Origin of the sequence: Imperialibacter sp. (genome assembly GCF_040222385.1) — a bacterium.
Lineage (GTDB): Bacteria > Bacteroidota > Bacteroidia > Cytophagales > Cyclobacteriaceae > Imperialibacter.
The window spans coordinates 253,991-271,341 of the sequence record NZ_JAVKDF010000010.1 but is presented as its reverse complement, the minus strand read 5'-3'; the positions used below and the strand labels follow the sequence as shown (position 1 = coordinate 271,341).

13 protein-coding genes are annotated in these 17,351 nt (G+C 47.0%); 6 read left to right on the top strand and 7 right to left on the bottom strand.

The window, feature by feature from the left end:
• Nucleotides 1-45: 45 nt before the first annotated feature.
• The gene (locus tag RIG68_RS02525) at nucleotides 46-2,097 is read right to left on the bottom strand and encodes a M48 family metalloprotease (protein ID WP_350118283.1); all 2,052 of its coding nucleotides are present in this window, start codon (nucleotides 2,095-2,097) and stop codon (nucleotides 46-48) included.
• A 689-nt stretch (nucleotides 2,098-2,786) separates the two neighbouring features.
• On the opposite strand from RIG68_RS02525, the gene RIG68_RS02520 reads away from it, so the two are divergent.
• The 3 genes from RIG68_RS02520 (at nucleotide 2,787) to RIG68_RS02510 (ending at nucleotide 7,884) form a co-directional block, all read left to right on the top strand.
• Nucleotides 2,787-5,330 carry a hypothetical protein gene (locus RIG68_RS02520; RefSeq protein ID WP_350118281.1) on the top strand — a complete coding sequence of 848 codons (2,544 nt, stop codon included), beginning with the start codon at nucleotides 2,787-2,789 and terminating at the stop codon, nucleotides 5,328-5,330.
• A 3-nt stretch (nucleotides 5,331-5,333) separates the two neighbouring features.
• On the top strand, nucleotides 5,334-6,551 hold the full coding sequence (locus tag RIG68_RS02515) for a hypothetical protein (RefSeq protein ID WP_350118279.1): 1,218 nt from the start codon (nucleotides 5,334-5,336) through the stop codon (nucleotides 6,549-6,551).
• Between the two features lie 433 nt (nucleotides 6,552-6,984).
• Complete coding sequence (locus RIG68_RS02510; RefSeq protein WP_350118277.1) at nucleotides 6,985-7,884, top strand: TIM barrel protein; 900 nt, start codon at nucleotides 6,985-6,987, stop codon at nucleotides 7,882-7,884.
• Between the two features lie 182 nt (nucleotides 7,885-8,066).
• On the opposite strand, the gene RIG68_RS02505 is transcribed toward RIG68_RS02510, so the two are convergent.
• The 6 genes from RIG68_RS02505 to RIG68_RS02480 all read right to left on the bottom strand — a co-directional run bounded on the left by RIG68_RS02505 (nucleotide 8,067) and on the right by RIG68_RS02480 (nucleotide 12,605).
• Complete coding sequence (locus RIG68_RS02505; protein WP_350118275.1) at nucleotides 8,067-8,843, bottom strand: response regulator transcription factor; 777 nt, start codon at nucleotides 8,841-8,843, stop codon at nucleotides 8,067-8,069.
• A 118-nt stretch (nucleotides 8,844-8,961) separates the two neighbouring features.
• Nucleotides 8,962-9,750 carry an amidohydrolase gene (locus RIG68_RS02500; RefSeq protein WP_350118273.1) on the bottom strand — a complete coding sequence of 263 codons (789 nt, stop codon included), beginning with the start codon at nucleotides 9,748-9,750 and terminating at the stop codon, nucleotides 8,962-8,964.
• A complete protein-coding gene (locus RIG68_RS02495) occupies nucleotides 9,732-10,883 on the bottom strand; it encodes a methionine aminotransferase (protein ID WP_350118271.1) in 1,152 nt (383 codons plus the stop codon). The genes RIG68_RS02500 and RIG68_RS02495 overlap by 19 nt, the downstream gene beginning before the upstream one ends.
• Before the next feature lie 4 nt (nucleotides 10,884-10,887).
• Nucleotides 10,888-11,439 (bottom strand): peptide deformylase, encoded by a 552-nt coding sequence (def, locus tag RIG68_RS02490; protein ID WP_350118269.1) that lies wholly within the window; start codon nucleotides 11,437-11,439, stop codon nucleotides 10,888-10,890.
• Complete coding sequence (ruvX, locus tag RIG68_RS02485) at nucleotides 11,436-11,852, bottom strand: Holliday junction resolvase RuvX (RefSeq protein WP_151996400.1); 417 nt, start codon at nucleotides 11,850-11,852, stop codon at nucleotides 11,436-11,438. Before ruvX ends, def begins: the two co-directional genes overlap by 4 nt.
• A 3-nt stretch (nucleotides 11,853-11,855) precedes the next feature.
• Nucleotides 11,856-12,605, bottom strand: a complete 750-nt coding sequence (locus RIG68_RS02480) for an iron-sulfur cluster repair di-iron protein (protein ID WP_339790398.1) — start codon at nucleotides 12,603-12,605, stop codon at nucleotides 11,856-11,858.
• 226 nt (nucleotides 12,606-12,831) lie between these two features.
• Between RIG68_RS02480 and RIG68_RS02475 the strand changes: the two genes are divergently transcribed.
• From RIG68_RS02475 to RIG68_RS02465, 3 genes are all read left to right on the top strand, one after another.
• Nucleotides 12,832-14,451, top strand: coding sequence for a S41 family peptidase (locus RIG68_RS02475; protein ID WP_350118267.1), 1,620 nt, complete (start codon nucleotides 12,832-12,834; stop codon nucleotides 14,449-14,451).
• A gap of 232 nt (nucleotides 14,452-14,683) precedes the next feature.
• Nucleotides 14,684-15,844 (top strand): homogentisate 1,2-dioxygenase, encoded by a 1,161-nt coding sequence (locus RIG68_RS02470; protein WP_350118266.1) that lies wholly within the window; start codon nucleotides 14,684-14,686, stop codon nucleotides 15,842-15,844.
• 211 nt (nucleotides 15,845-16,055) lie between these two features.
• Nucleotides 16,056-17,351: a UDP-N-acetylmuramoyl-tripeptide--D-alanyl-D-alanine ligase gene (locus tag RIG68_RS02465; protein ID WP_350118264.1), complete on the top strand. Its 1,296-nt coding sequence runs from the start codon at nucleotides 16,056-16,058 to the stop codon at nucleotides 17,349-17,351.

Sequence of the window (17,351 nt, the reverse complement as noted above, 5' to 3'; positions counted from 1 at the left end):
TGCGGATCCATTATGCCCACAGGCAATAAGTAATCGGACGGCTGGCTACTTGTCCAGTAACGCAGCCTGATAGTCCACCAGTGCCTTTTTTCTAAGAAAGTAAGCCCTCGAAACCAGGTAGTAAAAATAATTGGCGGCCTGGAATAGCTTTTGCAAATTGCTATCCAGGTACTGCTCGTTAAGGAAATAGATCAGGTCCTTCTCCACATAGGCCTCCAGGGTCTCCCTCATTTCAGTGGATATCTCATTGGTATACTGGGGATCGTTCAAAAACTCCCCGAGGTATGCTTTCATTTTGTCCTCAAGCTTTTTCACCGCCTTAAAATTCATGTCGATGACGTCAAACGGGGTGGTAGTGCTCACAAACTGTGTGGCGTTGATCAGCTCGCTATACAATTTGACCCTTTCGTCGCCTGCTTCGTCATAAGCGAAAATGTCGGAGTAGAGTCCGGCCAGCTTTCTGTCGCTGCCAGCTGCGCTTTCCCGCTGCCGGAAGAAAGTGTAAATCTCCATGTCGTTTTGCTTAATTGCCTCATCTACTTGCTCTTGTTCTAGTTTTAGCTCTTTCACCAAAGCAAATCCGTCAGCTTTCTTGTACTTCTTGCCGTCGTAATCAAAGGTTTTCATTGGATAAGCTCCTGTGGCTATTTGAGTGATCGTTTCAATATCGTTTTGCAACGCATTGGAAGTGAACACCATGTCAAGCTTTTCATCTGCAAACAACGCACTTACATCAACGCTCGCTTCTTTCTTCGCTTTATTCAGATCAAACTTGATAGGGTTTTTTCGGTCGTAGTATCCATTGAAGCGTTTGTCGAAAGAGTTTTTGACCTGCTCGGCTTGAAAGCTATCCATAAAAACATCGAAGGGCTGGTGTACCGTGGGCCCTGCATATTGCACAACACTGAACAGCTTTTCGGTCAGCCGCTTTTGAGTAGCCTCCGGGTCTTTCAGAATGGTGATGGCCGGCCGGGGAGGCCCTGTTTGCACCTCAATATTGGTTTTTTCAAGCCTTTCTACCCGCTCCTCTGTACTTGGATGCGACGCCCACTGGTCTTTGATAACCAGCCTCGACTTATTAAACTTCTTTTGCTCATCGAGTGTCACCTGCGGAAACCCGTTGACGATTGGTGCCTGTGTTTCGCTGGCCGTAAATTGCATCACATACGCCTGCTCCTTGTACAAATTTTCGCTAGTAATTTTGTCGCCTACTTTATCCCCGTAATAGTTAAGCACCGTGTTGTAAGAGTAATCAGCAAGTTCGAGTCGCAGCAGGGCATTTCGCAGCGGAGCATAGCCTGTAACATGGGCAGCTATTTCATCGGCATGAAACTCCATTTGCCGTGACAAACCCATGTAGCTAATGTTCACCACCCCGTAGATCTTACTCAATACCCACTGAATACCCATGATGATTTTCAGTGCTCCCTGTACAAAAGGAACAAAGTAACCGCTGACGCTGGCCCAGCTTTGGATGAGACCGTCATAGGACTCGTTATCGTAAAGCATATTATAAATCACCTGATTGACATTGTACGCATAGCTGCCAACCTTCATTGTCCGTTGAGAGAAGTGGCCAAACTCATGGGCCAGCACCCCCCGAAGTTCATCAAGTGTCAATGTATTTATCAGTGCCAGGCCGATCTGGAGGTTCTTCTTCACTGGAAAAAACATACTCCAGAAACTAGAATCGTAAAACACCGATGCATTCACCTCTCCGGAGAGATACACCCTTTTGGGAAAGCTGGTACCCACCTGATCAACAATTTGCTGGATCATGTTGAAAAGCTCTGGCTCGTCAGATTTGGTGATTTCTGTCAAATGTGACCTGTCTGCCTTGTGGGACTTGGTGACGAATTTGACCATGAAAATCAGTACCAGAATCCCGAGACTGGCGAGGCCCGCACCAAGAAGAATTGTAATGAGCCTCGGGTAGGTGATAATGAGCATGATGCCGCCATACACACAAAGGGCAGTCAGCCCCAGAGCCAGGATGACCAATACCACATAGGTGAAAATGAACAAGATGATAGACAAGATCGCCCTGGTAGCCTGGCTTTTAAACTCACTCGACAGTGTGACGGTGTTTTGAATCATGGCGAAGGTTGGATTTAAATTTTGAGTCAAAAAATAGGGGTAGAGAAGATATTTTCAAAGCTAATTCTGCTGATGTGGCAAAGAATTATTGTTGGGTAAGAATAAGTTGGCAAAAAGCGTAAAAAAGTATAATTATGCAGAGCCGATGATTTGGACGCCTGTAACTGAAATTGTGTGTTGTCCCGTGTGACAGCCCCTCGTACCAAAGTAAAACTCATTGTTCCAAACACTACTGGCCGTTTTTATCGCTACTTTCTTCCTCAAAAAACAACCCCTATTTGCAAATAAAAAATAAGTACGTATTTTAATATCTCATTAGAGTATTTCAGCCTATTGCCTATTTTTAGCCAGATGGAGTCAGTTTTACAAGGGGTTTTATATAAATCATTTTTTAAAATAGCGGGATACTATCTATTAATTTCATCTCCGCTGGCATGATATCGAAGGTAGATAGTCCCGTATTCTGCCTGATTTTGTGGATGCTTCTGCTGGCAATTGTACCTCAAAGCTATGCCCAGCAGCCTTCCGTTCCTCCGCAAGAGGGTGACACCCTTGACAATATCACCATTTCAGAGGCTGAAGCCCGCAACATCATGAAGGGCCTTTTTGACCTGCCCCGGCTCACCCACTCCCTGGCCCTGGGCCGCATTGCCAAAGACGAGCGCCTCACCAGTTTCACCGACGGCTTTATGCAGCGCAACAATATCCAGGTGCTTACCATCGGCTATATCGACAGCGATGAGTTCTGGCCCAGGATCTTTCGCCAGCAGCGCCTCAATAAAATCAACAAGGCCGATAACGATAACCTGCTGGCCGCCAAAATCATTTTTACACCTATAGCTACCGACGGGCCCCCAACTGGCTATACGACCACGCTAGAGCTGGCAGGCAAAACGTCGACGGTCTATGAGCTGCTCAGCATCAGTCAGGCCGAGGTAGATTCCATTGCCGCCTCCACCAGTCAGCAGCAGCTGGGCAACACCACCTTCGCCACCCCCAACGAAGCCAAAGAAACAGTAGTGAGTGCGCTGATAGCGGCGCTGCAGCGGGTGGAGGGCAGTTCTCAAGAGGAAAAGGATGCTATGGCAGCGGACGCATCATTAGAGGGTATACAGAAAATAATTATTAAAGAAGCATTAGCGAGTGCGAGAGGAAATATAGAAGAATGGCAAAAGGCGGTTCAAGAAAATGTTGAAAGGCCCTGGGAGAAGCTTAATGCTTGCTTTGTGGATAGGGAAGCAGGCGCCGAAACTATTTTAGAGAATATTCAAAAACTGACCGAATCTGTGGATGATTTCTTGAAGCAATTAGCCGCCGATGAGAATAATTCAGAATTGTTGAAAGTGATAGGACTTACATTTTTAGAAAAGGTGCCGCCGTTTTATCCAGAGCTGTCCGATGGAGTGAAAACAAAGCTTTTGGAAATGGTTTGCCCATTCATTATCGAAGATACACAAGAGGAGCGCCCTGAGTTAGTTACGATTGAACCGATTGAGGATGATATGTTCACACCAGGGATAGGAGACGACAAATTAGAGATACACTATTCAATTGAATCTACCGAGAAATACCCACTACAGTATGCGAAACTACAGATACTTATACCTGACAAAACGCTCGTTTATGATGCTATTGAAGGTATTGAGATCAAAATTGACGCCACTGTAGAGTGGGATGGAAAGATGAACCAAGGCAGCAACAAAGGTAAATATATTCGATTTGACGATGGTGAGTTTATTGTGAGAATTATTGGCTCTGAGGACAAAGAGTTTTCCAAACAGTTTGAAGCTACAACCAAGGCAAGGGTAGATATAGACTCAGACAAATGGAAAGATTTTAAGTACAAAGACATTGACGTTGAGGCGAAGTATTGGAGCTTTGAAACATTTAAGAACTTGAAAGAGGGGTATGAAAAATCGGTCGAAAAAATATCTGACGAACACCCTTTAGACTACTTAAATGCAAACTTGGTGCCTGTAAAATTCTTAGATCAAGGCCCATTTATCCTCAACATTCGTTTTGGCTATGTTCTTAAATTATTCGAGCAGAGTCTATCAGCATCAAAGCGACTAGAATACTCGAATTATCTTAAAGGCGTTTCTTTTGATAGTAAGTTAAGAATGACTTCACTTGGAAATGGTGTCAGTAATCATGCTATAGGATTTGCTCTTGATATTAACTCGAGCAAAAACCCCATGATAACCAGCTCGTCCATTTATCATTTTATTGAATTTGTGACTGGTGTGCCTAGTTTTTATGGTCGACGTGGAGATCGTAGTTTCGACTTTGTAGATGAACTTAAACAAGCACACAATGTTTTCGCTGAAAGGCTGAAACTCGATTCGCCGACACCAGTTAGTTGGGAGTACCTACTTTCATCAGCTGCGTCAATCGAGGCATTTGAAGCAAGAGCACCGGATAATGAGGATGATCCAGCTTACTTTTTGGAAGACATCTCTGAGCGCACACCTACTAAAGATATTGGACTAGTTCAGGCTCAGGTAGACGACTTAAAAAGAACAGAAGGCCTTAAAGTGGAAGTTTTAAAAATATGCGATGACGCTGAGGAGAGTTTGGTTAAAATAGAGTCTCAACTAGATGCGTTGAAGGGTATTGTTAAGGAATATGAAGATGGTATGTTAAGGAGATATTTTGTTTCAGACAGGTTGGAGGCAAGCCGAAAGTATTTGCAGTTTGCAAGCTCAGAAATAGAGGCGCTAAGATTAGATATAGCCGGGGTTAAGGAGTATCTAAATTTAAATGATATTCAACAGTTTTTGGATGACTTTTTGAAGTATATAGATCAACTATCTGAAGATCAGAAGCAGCCATTGACTTTTGAGGCAGGGGTTGGTATTGCCGATTTGGATGATCATATTTCTGAAGTTTATCTAAAGTTTTCTTCGTTGAGCAATAGCTTTGATACTTATAAAAAATATTTGGACGGAATCAAAGGTATTGTAGAAGCGTCCGATGTTCAGCAAGGAAAGTATATAATGGAAAATGGATTCTTTAATCTGCGAAGCGATTTTGTAAAGGATTGGTTTGCCATCGACTACACATACTGGGGTGGTTTCTACAATACTAATCATGACTTCATGCATTTGGAGGTAATAGATAATTTTAAGCAAAAAGCATTAATAAGATTGCACGAAGTAGACTTAGAGTTTTATAAAGACTTTTTTAAAACTCATTACCCTGCGGAATTTGAGAAAATGTTTAATGAACAATAAACTATGAAAAAGGTAATTGCTTGTGCAACCATACTTGCTCTGATGGCATGCAATACTAAATCGGCTAACACTGACGATAGAGCGAAGGGTATGGACACTGACGAATATCAAGTTGCAACAGGCCAAGTTGATAGTCCAACCGCTGCTTTTGAGAGAGCTAGCTACGGAAAAATGGAGGACGTCCTAAAGGTGCGTTGGATTGGACTGATTGAAACCCTAGATGGGAGCACAGATCTGCCTCAGGGCCGCCCGTTATTGAGAAACGGCGTTGTCATTCCCGGAGCGGCAAGCACACATGGGTTTGATTTGCAAACTGGGCAGAAGATATATTATGAGACTGATGGCGATGAGGTCTTTAGAAGGGTTGGTGATAGTTTGTTATACCTCTCTACTCGTCACAACACCCAAATAATAAATATAAAGGCGGGAAGGCTAGTGCAGCGTTACTCGCAAGACACCCCAATGCCATTTGTTCAAGCTCCTATGCTAGCAAATGAAGGTTTGCTCCCGGTTATTAACAAAAATACATTAGAACTATTTGACGTAATTACTGGGCAGAAGATGCTTACACACAAGTCTCCAAGCCCAATACTTGGCAATGTGCTGATAACGAATGACTACGTATTTTTTGGTGACAGAGAAGCCGTCTATTTTGCCAATGCCGACAGCGTCGAAAAGCTAGATGTTGGCAGGCTGTCAAGCATCCCTTTTAAGATTGGAAGTTTCATTTATGCTTTTATCCGTCAAAAAGGAGTGATTGCAATAGATGACTTACAAAACGATGTGAAGTGGAGTGCAGTTCGAAATAGTTTCGCTGCTAGTTTTGATGCTTCAGGAAAAAATCTTTTGGTAAACGATGGAGCTTTAGCACTAATTAATGGCAATACCGGCGTTAAACTTATGGAACCTGTCCTTGATGAAACGTTGTCTGAAGAGCATTTAGTAAACTGTGGTGACATTATCATAACTTACATTGATAGTTTCGAGGCGATTCCGATTATATGTGCGTTAAATGCCCGTACTGGCCAACTAGAAAATGCGTATTGGAATGATCCGAGTATGTTCGAAGTTAAGGGATTACATAGGCGGGGTTCGGCTCATCCAGAAGCTGATGGGGGGAATACCTTTGGACCAGTCTTCGCTTTCTCAAATGCCGTAGACGGGATGGTAATAGGTCAATTCGAAAATATGATTGTGGGTTTTGAGATTATTGCCAAATGAAAAATTCGAAAATTATTCCCCCCAACCTCGCCGTGGGTTTCTCTCTTGACGCTTGTCATAACAAATCGGCCATATGCGGCGAAGCTATTAGCATTTTCACACCCATCCGTCTCCGCTATGGCTCAAACGAGATCCTTTGATCGGCCACTTCGGTCTAACGGCTGCCATTGTTCCATATCCCGTCCCTCCGGCATCACTCTACTTTACCCTCCCGAACTATCGGGATGGCCGTACCGCCATATCTTCCCTAACGGGACTGGTGATGCTGCAGCGCTTGGCCACTTTTAAGCCCTGTACGTCATATCCATGCGATGGGTGCCAGCCCCTCACACCAAAGCATCATCCACCCCATCACCACACCAGTTTGTTACAAATGACATCTCAAGATTCCGTCTATTAATGGTAAATTGAGCCTCTCAAACACCCTCAATAATTGAAGATAAATCGAAGAACATTTGTTAAATCTGCCGGTGCGCTGTCGGCAGCAACGCTGGTGCCACTTGCTGGCTTTTCGAAAGCTAAGAAGCCTAAATACAAAATGGGCTTGCAGCTCTTCACCATCAGAGATGCCATGGCCAAAGACCCTGTCAGCACCCTAAAGCAGGTGAAATCCCTCGGCTATCAGGATACTGAAATCTTCGGCTACGACGGCGTCAAAAGCACCTACTACGGCATGAAGGCCGCCGACTTCAAGAAGCTGCTGGATGACCTGCAGCTCACCGCTACCAGCGGCCACTACGATTTTTCTTCGTATTTCAACCAGCCCATGGACAAGCTGCTCAGCTACCTCGACCAGTGTATAAAAGGCGCCAAAGCCATCGACGCCAAATACATTACCTGGCCCTGGCTGGCACCCGACTATCGCACACCCGACAACTTCAAAATACTGGCCGACAAGCTTAACCAAATGGGCGAGCGGGCGCAATCCGCCGGGCTGGGCTTTGCCTACCACAACCATGACTTCGAATTTGTGGCTCACAACGGAACCACCGGTTACGACATCATCCTTGGTGAAACCGATCCCACCCTCGTTAAATTACAAATGGACATGTATTGGGTAGTGCGTTCTTCCAACTCAACTCCCGCTGAGCTTATTGCTGCCAACCCGGGCCGCTACGTGATGTGGCATATCAAAGACATGGACAAAGTGACCCAGGACTACTCCGAGCTGGGCAACGGCTCCATCGACTACATCAAAATGCTGTCGACCATCGACACCGATGCACTGGAGTATTACTACCTGGAGCAGGGCGGCAACTTTGCCACCAACTCCATGCAGAGCATCACTGACAGCGCTGAGTATTTTAAGAAGTATTTGCGGAAATACCTGTAATTCTCCACGTGTGATTTACTCCCCTTGGGGCGTCCTCCAGGAACTCTAAGGGAGTTTATCGATAAACCCTTTCAGCGTCCTCTTCGAGAGACACCAAAAGGATAATCAATCCTGTTTCACCTCCCCTTGGGGTCTCCGCCAGGGACCCTGAGGGAGGTGCGATTGGTGTTGAACCACATTAACTATATGAGGCCCTTCTTCAAGCAGTAGGCTACCAGCTGCGTGGTGTTTCTGCAATGAGATTTATTGAGCACATTGCGTTTGTGGGTCGTTACTGTGGTGTCGGCGATAAAAAGCTTTGCTGCGATTTCTTTTACAGCAAGGCCTTCTCCCAGTAACCTCACAATCTCAAGCTCTCTTTTGGTAAAAACAGGCTTTGCTGAACGCAAGGCCGAAGCCTCTCTTTCAAAAACGTCAATACCCAGGTAGGAGGGCTCCCCATTGAGACCGATGAGCGACAGCCGGTAATTGTTGGTGGACGTGATATGCGAGATATCGGTGTGCACGCCCATCACCTTCAATAGCGCCCCATCTGTGGTGGTGGCCAGAGTAATGGTTTGCATATTGAACAGCTTATAAGTGCCGTCTTTTACCCTTTCCCTGAAGCAATAGCTGACTTTGTAGTTCACCATTTTCTCAGGGGCAACTTTGTTTTTGAGGAAATGCGCCACATAATCCTCGCACTTCAAAAGAAAATCCAGATCGTCTGGGTGCACAATGTTTACCAGGTCGCTTATGGGCTTACCTGTTACGTCTATACCCAGAATGGCTGGGAGGGTGCTGCTTACCTTTTCGAAAGTGAGCGTGGGAGAATCTAAAATATAATAGTAAAAAGGTCCGGGGCAGAAAAAGGAAGCAATGAGTTCTTCTACAGGTACTTTTTGCAGGGATGCTGACTCTTTAGCCAAGTAATTGTCGTGCGACTGAAAAATCTGATGAAGTATCTGGCTTTTGTCCATTCGTTTTTCTCATTCTCAAGGGCTCAACCAGAACCCTGCTCCTTTGTCAGCATTGTTCAATACCCGGATCAACGCAATGGTAACCTCGCTTCAGGGATCAGGAGCCAGAATGTTGGCACTACTTCACCTCAAACTCATCCGCCTCTTTGTAAAACGGATACCTGTTTCTGAAAGCAGCCATTTCCTCGTAGTTGAGAGTTGCCTCCAGTATACATTCTTTGCCCTCATTGAAAACGAGCTCTTCACCTTTGTGGTTGTAGGCGGCGGAATGCCCGAGATACTGTGCTTTCACGCCATCCACTCCAATACGGTTGACACCTATGCAGTAGGACAGGTTTTCGATGGCCCTGGCCTGTAGCAGCGTGTCCCATGCATTGGTTCTCGGCGCTGGCCAGTTGGCCATGTACACCAGCAGGTCAAATGCTGCTGTATCGCCGTCCCATTTGTTGCGGGCCCACACAGGGAAGCGCAGGTCGTAGCAGATCATAGGGCATATTTTCCAGCCCTTCCATTCAAAAATCAGCCGCTCAGTGCCCGGGGTGAATCCATCGGCTTCGCCAGCGAGGGCAAACAGGTGGCGCTTGTCGTACTGATGGTGGGTACCATCTGGCAGCATGGCAATAAAGCGGTTGTAGTACTGGCCCTTTTCGGTCACTATATAGCTGCCAAGTATCGCCGCCTGAGTCTGCGCCGCCTGCTGCTTCATCCAGCGGAAGGTTTTGCTATTCATGGGCTCGGCCAGCTCTTTGGCTTTCATGCTGAAGCCGGTGGTGAACATCTCAGGCAGCACAATGATGTCTGGCTTACTTTTCACCTTCCATATTGTTTCTTCAAACATGTGGAGGTTGGCTTCGATGCTTTCCCAATGAAGATCGGCTTGTATGAGGGCTACTTTAAGATCCTGCATAGTTTTTCGGCTCCTTGAATGATGGTTTCGTCCTGCTTGGCAAAGCAGAACCGCAATACTTTGTGATCGGTGCGGTTGTGATAAAACACCGACACCGGGATGCTGGCCACTTTCATTTCTTTGGTCAAACGAATAGCCAGGTCGTAGTCATTCTCTTTTGTTATTTCGTCATACGACACCACCTGAAAATACGTGCCGTGGCTGGCCAGCGGTTTCCAGTCGGAGCCTTTGATGCAATCGAGAAACAAATCCCGCTTTTTCTGAAACATGGGGCCAATTTCTGAATAATGATCGCCCGAGCTCAGGTAAGCGGCAATGCCAGCCTGCATCGGCGTGCTCACACTGAACGTGAGAAACTGATGCACCTTTTTCATTTCTACCATCAGCTCCGGGTGGGTGACCATGTAGCCGATTTTCCAGCCCGTCACATGAAAGGTTTTTCCGAAGGAGAACACCGCAATGGCCCAGGGCTTCAGGTGGGGGCGTGAGAGCAGGCTGTGGTGCTTTTTTCCTTCAAAAATGATATGCTCGTAGGCTTCATCGCCGAGGATGTAAATACCATGTTTGTGTGCCAGTCGTTCCAGCTGCTCCAGGTCACTCTCCGCCAGAATGGCACCGCTGGGATTATGCGGTGTGTTCACCACGATCATGCGGGTGCGTGGCGTGATGCTGTCTTCCACCTGATCCCATGGAATGCTATAATCCGGGAAATTGAGAGGAATGGGCACCATAGTGCCGCCGGCCAGCGCAATGCAGGGTTGGTACGAATCGTAAGCCGGCTCAAACACTATCACCTCGTCGCCTTCCTTGATCAGGGTGAGGATGGCACAAACAATCGACTCAGTAGCACCGGCCGTTACCATCACTTCTGTTGCCGGATTGGGTGTCCAGCCGAAGGTATGCTGCACCTTTTCTGAAATGGCTTTCAACAGCGGTGGGTAGCCCGGCATGGGGGCGTACTGATTGAGTCCAGCTCTCATCGCCTTCATCACTTCCTCCGCCAGCGCTTCAGAAATAGGGAAATCAGGGAACCCCTGCGAAAGGTTAACGGCCCCCTCATCCAGCGCCAGTTTCGACATCACTGTGAAAATACTGGTACCAACATCTGGCAGCTTCGAGGAAATGGGCGTCATGCAATTATCTTTTCACGGGGATTTTCAAACGATAGTCAGCAGACACTTTGCCCCTGCTGATATTCACAAGCTTGTTCTTGATAATCCTCTTTTTGAATGCAGTGAGGTGGTCAGTGAAGAGCACGCCTTCAATATGATCGTACTCATGCTGAATAATGCGGGCCTTCATGCCTTCGTACGTCTCGGTGTACTCTTTCCAATGCTCGTCGAAGTAGTTCACTTTGATGCTGTCGGGCCGTTGCACATCGTCCCTCACGCCGGGGATGCTCAGGCAGCCTTCTTCCATCACTACTGGCTTGCCATCTCTTTCTACAATTTTGGCATTGATGAACACCTTCCTGAATCCCGACAATTCGGGTTCTTCAAGCGGTGACCCATCCACCACAAACAGCCTGATAGACATGCCTATTTGCGGCGCTGCCAACCCAATGCCACTAGCACTTCGCATGGTTTCAAACATATCCAACACCAGCTGCTTTACATCGGATCCCTTTTCTATATCAGCCGCCCTCTTCCTCAATACGGGATCACCATATACTACTATAGGGTAAATCATAATCTATTACTCTCCATGTACGACTGCAGTATTATCACTGCACTTATTTTATCAACGTTTCCTTTAATTCTTCTGTCTTTTTTCTTCATGCCCCCGGCAATCATGGTATCCATGGCCATTTTGGAGGTGAAGCGCTCATCAATCAAATGAACGGGCATTTCTGCAAACTCTTTTTTGAGCTGCACCAGAAACCGGTTGACCAACAGTGTGCCATTGGTGTCGGTATTATCCAGTTTTTTTGGCATTCCCACCACGAAAGCATCCACAGTTTCCTTTTGCAAATATTGCTTTAAAAACGCAATAAGTTCATGCGATCGAACCATTTCGAGCGATGTGGCAATCAGTTGTAAGGGATCGGTGACGGCTATACCAGTTCTTTTGCCTCCGTAGTCAATGGCAAGAATACGCCCCATGTGCTAGTTCCAGCGGATTTTTCTGTTGATCAACTCCTGCACACTCTTTTCAAGCATGAGCGCCTTGGGAAAAAGCACTTCGTCCTCAATAGACGCATGCTGTATCAACTCTTTATCAAATGCCTTGAATTCTTCATAAATAACCTTCAGGTGAAGGTCGTTGTTAGGGTTGTGCTGGTAGTCACCAGTAATTTCTCTTATGCCTTTCAATTCATCTTCCGTATGGTCGTGATCAAGCGCCGCCTCCTGAATAGAGTACGACTCCAGCATGTAGAACAATTTACTTGAAGGCATAGTGCCCTGCTGCACTTTATACAACGAATTCACATAAGCAAAAAGCGTGTCTTCTTCCTCGTACACGTGGTGTATGAAGTCTTCCAGAAACAGGGGAAAAACAAACTTGAGGTCATCAGCCAATGTCTTGCTCACAGCAGATCGCTGATCCAGCCCATTGATAAGGCGGGCCAGGTAAGGAAGTTTTTGCTTAATGAATATATGGTGTGAGTGCTTCAGGTATTCAATAATCAGATCAACCGGGTAGGTGGCAATGGTGTTTTTATCAAACTGGCTTTGTGGCTTGTAGCGCTCCATATTGCGAAGTACCTTATCCAAAGGAAGGTTTTTTTCTTTGCAAAGAGCCTCTAAAGTATGCCCGGAGTATTTGTAGAAAGCCACCCCAAAGTAGTCGAGCACTTTAGCGAACACGAAGTTCTCGTCGATGATAGAGTTGATGGTTCTTTGGGCAAGCTTCACGCTACTGATTCTGATTAAGAAACAAATATACACATTATGCTTAATGGTGTAAACGCTGAATATTAAAAACTTACCATTGCCATTGACCAACTAATCGCATAAATTTCAAGGCTATTAATAACCGAACACTATTAAGTTGCGTTTGAACTTAAACTGTTATTGATACACAATGTAATTTGTTGAATACTGACTGGAGAAAATAGAAGTCTTGATCAAAGAAAAAATTATGAACAACTCAAAGTGGGCCATCCGTTTGCCAATCATCATTACCTCAGCTGTCGCCATTGGCGTACTTCTGGGAGCTAACTTCACCACCAGCGACACCCCATCGGGCGATATGAACAAAAGTTTGTTCAAGTTCAGGGAAGTGCTGGGTTATATCGATAGAAATTATGTAGATGACGTAGATTCTGAAGAATTGGTAGAGACAGCCATCGTGAAGATGCTGGAAAAGCTGGATCCACACACTGTGTATATTCCCAAAGAAGAGGCTGTACTTGCTCAGTCGCAGCTACAGGGAAATTTTGAGGGTATTGGTATAGAATTCAATATTTTCAAAGACACGCTCTATGTTGTTACGCCACTTAGCGGCGGCCCGTCGGAGAAAGTAGGTCTTCAGGCTGGCGACAAGATTGTGAAGGTGGATGGAGAGAATGTTGCGGGTATAGGCCTTAATAATAGGAAAGTGTACGAAAAGCTGCGGGGGCCAAAAGGCTCGGAAGCAAAATTACAGATCATCAGAGACTCCAATAAAGCACCTCTCGACTTCACGATCATCAGAGATAAAATACCTCAGTCATCGGTGGATGTGTCGTATATGGTCAATAAGGAGGTGGGCTACATCAAGGTGAGCCGCTTTACTGCCACTACTTACGATGAGTTTTATGCGGCCATGGAAAAATTGATTGACCAGGGCATGAAGAAGCTGGTACTTGACCTGACAGGAAACCCTGGCGGTTACCTGGACAAGGCGGTGAACATGGCCGACGAGCTGCTCGCCGACGATGATATGATCGTCTATACCAAAGGAAAAGAAACCCGCTACAACGACGAATACAGGGCAGTGCGAAAAGGAATTTTTGAGAAAGGCCCTGTAGTAGTAATGATTGACCAGGGAAGTGCTTCTGCCTCAGAAATTGTAGCCGGTGCGCTGCAAGACAATGACCGGGCGCTGATTGTTGGCCGGAGGTCGTTTGGCAAAGGTCTGGTGCAAATGCCCATCAACCTGAGCGACGGTGCTGAGCTAAGACTGACCATCTCGAGATACTATACGCCAAGCGGCCGTTCTATCCAAAAGCCATATGATGGAAAAGACGACGCTTACTCGCATGACCTGGCCGACAGGTACGAAAACGGCGAGCTTTTTGTGGCCGACAGCATTCATGTGAACGACACACTGGAGTACGCCACAGGTAAGGGAAGAAAAGTATATGGCGGAGGTGGCATTGTGCCCGACTTCTTTGTTCCCATCGACACGACGGAAACATCCAGCTACCTGACCAAGATGTACACCAGCAACTCATTGAGAGAGTACACATTCAAATACTATGAAGCCAACAAACAGAAGTTTGAGAAAATGGGCTTTGACGATTTTTTCAACGACTTTAACGTGACCGACAAAATGCTGGAGGATCTTAACAAGGTGGCGAAGGAAAATGGCGTAAAATACACCGCCGCTGACTTTGCCAAGTCGAAGGAGCTGGTGCGTATTCACATGAAAGCGCAGATAGCCCGCAGCAACTGGGGCGAAGAAGGCTTCTTCCCCGTCTTCAACCAGGCCGACGAGATTTTCATCAAAGCACTCACGCTCTTCGACCAGGCCGAGCAGTTGGCAGAAAGGAATTAAAGATTTGAAATTTTCGGATGGCTGATTCCGAATGAAAAAGGCTGAATCTGACAAGCGTCTGGTTCAGCCTTTTTGTTTAGGGAGACTACAAAAGTTTTGATGGCTACTGGCAAAGTAGCTGCCGTATCCGTTGCCTTAGGTTAAATAGCTTGGGATGGTGCTGCCAAACCTTTGTAGTCGTGACGGAAAACCATCTATCATTATGTAAATTTGACTATTAACCCTACATGAGATGGCTTACTATTATAAACTGGGAGAAATTCCCCCCAAACGACACACCCAATTCCGGCAACCCGATGGCAGCCTCTACAAGGAAGAGCTGGTAAGCTCTAAAGGCTTCTCGGGCATTTATTCTAACCTTTATCACATCAACGCCCCCACCAGGGTGAAGTCCGTTGGCAAACCTGTCCGGTACGGATCAAAAATTGCCGAGGACAACGCACTGCTGCAAACCCATTTAAAAACAACCGGCGTTGGCACTACAGGCGGCGACTGGCTGGAGGCACGCAAAGTACTGCTCAAGAACAAGGATGTGTCGATGGCACTCTGCAACCCCAGCAGCCGAAGCATGGACTATTTTTACAAAAATGCCGAAGCCGATGAGGTCATTTTCATTCACGATGGCAGCGGCTGGCTGTTGTCTCAGTTTGGCAAGCTCAGGATCAAGTCGGGCGACTATGTAGTCATTCCCCGCACCACCATTTATAAGCTTCAATGGGACGAAGGCCCTTTGAGAACGCTCGTGATCGAGTCGGCTGGGCCAATAGAAACTGTGAAGCGCTACCGCAATGAGCTGGGGCAGCTTTTGGAGCATTCGCCCTACTGCGAAAGGGACATCAGGCCACCATCGGAACCCGTCACCGATTCGACAAAGGGCGAGTTTCTCATGAAAATCAAAAAGGGCGGCTACCTGCACCAGTACGTGTACGACTACAGCCCGTTTGACGTGGTGGGTTGGGACGGCTTCCTGTATCCCTACGCCCTGAGCATTCATGATTTTGAGCCGATTACCGGGCGCATCCATCAGCCGCCGCCAGTGCACCAAACCTTCCAGGCGCATGGCTTTGTTATCTGCAGCTTCGTGCCCCGTCTGTTCGACTATCACCCGCTGTCGATTCCCGCTCCCTACAACCACAGTAATATAGATTCCGATGAAGTGCTGTATTATGTGGAAGGCAATTTCATGAGCCGAAAAGGAATTGAAAGAGGTTCGTTTACACTCCATCCCGGCGGCTTGCCACATGGGCCACACCCTGGCACAGTAGAAAAAAGTATTGGTGCTAAAGAAACGGAAGAGTTGGCCGTAATGCTCGACACCTTTGGGCCGCTGTACTTAACGGAGGAGGCACTGGAGTTCGTCGATCCTAACTACCCGATGAGTTGGACGGAGTAAGGAAGCAGGAAGACAGAATCAGGGGGGCGTCTGTACGGTGGGAATGGCGTTTGCTTGGTTGCCGTCAGCCGCCGGAACCCGATTCGGATCTGTCCGATTAACAGTATTGCGAAAAGACAGCAGCCGGAAGCGCTCTCCCCTGCTGACTTTCTCGCACGGCACTTTCGTACTCAACCACTCCTCATTACCTTTGACCTCAAACAATTTGTGAATGGACAACAACTTCATCGAATTCCTTTATAGCCGGTTTCTTTTATCGAGCGGCGTGAGCACCGACACCCGCACCGTTGCTGAAGGCAATCTTTTCTTTGCGCTCAAAGGCCCCAACTTCAATGCCAACGCCTACGCAGCAGAAGCTCTGGCAAAGGGAGCGAGCTATGCCGTAATCGACGATGCGGCTTACAAAAACGGAGACAAATATATCCTGGCTGAGGATGGCTTAAAGGCTTTACAAGACCTGGCCACTTTCCATCGCAGCAGGTTTCACAGACGGGTACTTGGTCTTACTGGCTCCAATGGCAAAACCACCACCAAGGAGTTAATCAATGCAGTGCTAAGCCAGAAATACATCACCCACGCCACCGCTGGCAACCTCAATAACCATATCGGCGTGCCGTTGACTATACTGGGTATCCATCCGCAGGTGGAAGTAGCCATTATTGAAATGGGAGCGAACAAGATTGGCGATATCAAAGAGCTTTGTGACATCGCCGACCCCAACCATGCCCTGATCACCAATATCGGCAAGGCACACCTGGAAGGCTTCGGTGGCATCGAGGGCGTGCTCCGGGGCAAAGGCGAGCTGTTCGACCATATCCGTAAAAACGGAGGTACTGTCTTTATCAATAGCCGCCAACCCAAACTGCAAAACATGGCCAAACGGTTTGATTCAGCCATCACCTTTCCCCAGGCAGGCGACACCTACGAGGTGAAGTTCATTGAAGCCAACCCGTTCGTGGTTTTTCAGGTGGGTGACAGGGCGCCTGTCACCAGTCAGCTGATCGGTAGTTACAACTTCGACAATATCGCTGCTGCCTTGGCTGTAGGTCAGCACTTCGAAGTGCCGTTGGACAAGGCTGAGGGCGCCATTGCAGGTTACCAACCGAAAAACAATCGCTCTCAGTTACTAAAAGCTGGTAGCAACACTATCATCCTCGACGCCTACAACGCCAACCCCGACTCTGTGAAGGTGGCCATCGAGAACCTAAAGGCCATGAGGGTTGATAACAAAGTGGCTATCCTCGGCGACATGCTGGAGTTAGGAGCCGACTCCGAAAAGGAGCATGCCGCTATCGGCAAAGCAGCTTGTGAGGCAGGCTTCAGTCAGGCTATTTTCTGCGGACCTAAAATGAAACAGGCCAAAGAGGCATGTCCTTCGGCGTTGTATTTTGAAACAAGGGATGCGCTGCTGGACCATGTGAAGGCATCGGACTTCTCTAACTGCACAATTTTGATAAAAGCCAGCAGAGGTATAGGATTGGAAAAAGTGGTTAGTGCTTTGGAATAA